Source organism: Pseudomonas sp. RL_105y_Pfl2_101, from assembly GCF_963970585.1.
Lineage (GTDB): Bacteria > Pseudomonadota > Gammaproteobacteria > Pseudomonadales > Pseudomonadaceae > Aquipseudomonas.
In genome coordinates, this window is record NZ_CAXAPG010000118.1 from 1 (window position 1) to 1,390 (window position 1,390).

Sequence of the window (1,390 nt, forward strand, 5' to 3'; positions counted from 1 at the left end):
ATCGTCAGGCGCGACTCTCATCATGGCGCGGGGCATGCCCCAGATAGACGCCGGATAGATTTAAGCAAGCCAACCACTTCGCCCGCTAATCAGTATTGCAAAAACGGGGGTGACCATAGATTTATGGATCGCACTCGATTCGGTGACAACGCCACCGTGGTCGGTGTTGTCGCCGAGGCGAACTATACACTTCAATGATTTTTCCTTCTTACTCTTATAGTGGGCAGAGTTCGATCAATTGTTATTGGAAACAAGAATGTCACCGTGGTCATTCTCTGCGAGCAGCCAGGTAAGATCTTTGTCCACGATGTAATACTCGAAGAATCGGCATTCCTCCAGAACTCTTTTGATTTTTGATAGTGGGAGGCTGAATAACAATTTTTCTTCGTTGTCCTCGTCCGCTATTAGCCATACGTCGTCAGTAGTGGGTGGCGCCACTTCCTCTATATGTAAGTATGCTGAGTTGTCAGTGAATGTATATATTTTTGGTTTTGCCGCCAAGGATGACCACCAAGCTCTAGGCCTCTCTTTGACAAAGATGGACTCTACTGCTGATAGTACTTCATCTTTATTTGCTATCTCGTGGGCGACCAGCCCATTCAATGCTAAGGCTTTTTCTATTTCGGTCTTAAGAGATGAGCTGTTTGTTTGATTCATAATGTATCAGCCTACTTCTTGTCAGGGCGATGTGGATGTTGTGGGCCGCTATAGGTAATATTGCCTCGCTCAGCACAGCCGCATTTTCCGCGCTTACCTGCAGTTTGCCAACCTACATGCGGTTTATCGTGTCCGGTTGCAGGATCCATATCGGCATGAGGGGCATCATATGCAACTTTTGCTCCCCCTTCTCCTTTGAACTCAACGACAGTGCCCGTTACTGGGTCATATTTAGAGAATGTAACATTATCAGGATTTGTCATTCCTGCGTTCTTGAATGCCTGTGTTCTTGCGGTGTCAAAGTCCGGTGCATGCGTTAGTTTGGCTAGCCCTATCGGATCAATCCAAGTCACCGGGTTTGGTGCATAGGCATAAACATTGAGTCCGCCCGCAAACCCAATCGGATCCTTGCCAATAAACCGCCCGACCTGCGGATCATAGTACCGATAGCGGTTGTAGTGCAGCCCGGTTTCCACATCGTAGTACTGCCCCTGAAAGCGCAACGGATTGCGCAGATCCGCGCGTTTGGCGGTCTCGCTGCGTTGCTCCTTGGCCAGGCCCCAGGCCTTGTAGACCCCGCTCCAGGCGATGTCGCCGTGTTCGTCCGTCAGCTCCATCGGCGTGCCGAGGTGGTCACACTGGTACCACGCCACTGCGCTGAAGGTCACAGGCTTAGGTTTGTGTTGCCACAGCGGATCGCGGTCGATGTCGTAAGCGCCTTCATAGACCGGCT

At 50.6% G+C, this 1,390-nt stretch carries 3 protein-coding genes; 1 reads left to right on the forward strand and 2 read right to left on the reverse strand.

The features are described 5' to 3' along the window. Positions 1-198, forward strand: a 198-nt coding sequence (locus tag AACY31_RS28680; protein WP_339505645.1) for a hypothetical protein, incomplete at its 5' end; no start/stop codon positions are given. A 36-nt stretch (positions 199-234) separates the two neighbouring features. Here the strand turns inward: AACY31_RS28680 and AACY31_RS28685 are convergent. Continuing rightward, positions 235-657 carry a DUF6756 family protein gene (locus AACY31_RS28685; RefSeq protein ID WP_339493228.1) on the reverse strand — a complete coding sequence of 141 codons (423 nt, stop codon included), beginning with the start codon at positions 655-657 and terminating at the stop codon, positions 235-237. A gap of 11 nt (positions 658-668) precedes the next feature. Continuing rightward, the coding region (locus AACY31_RS28690) for a polymorphic toxin type 47 domain-containing protein (protein ID WP_339505648.1) at positions 669-1,390 on the reverse strand (722 nt) is incomplete at its 5' end.

Coding starts and splice junctions, on each gene's coding strand:
- AACY31_RS28685 (WP_339493228.1), bottom strand. CDS start 657: ATGAATCAAACAAACAGCTCATCTCTTAAGACCGAAATAGAAAAAGCC.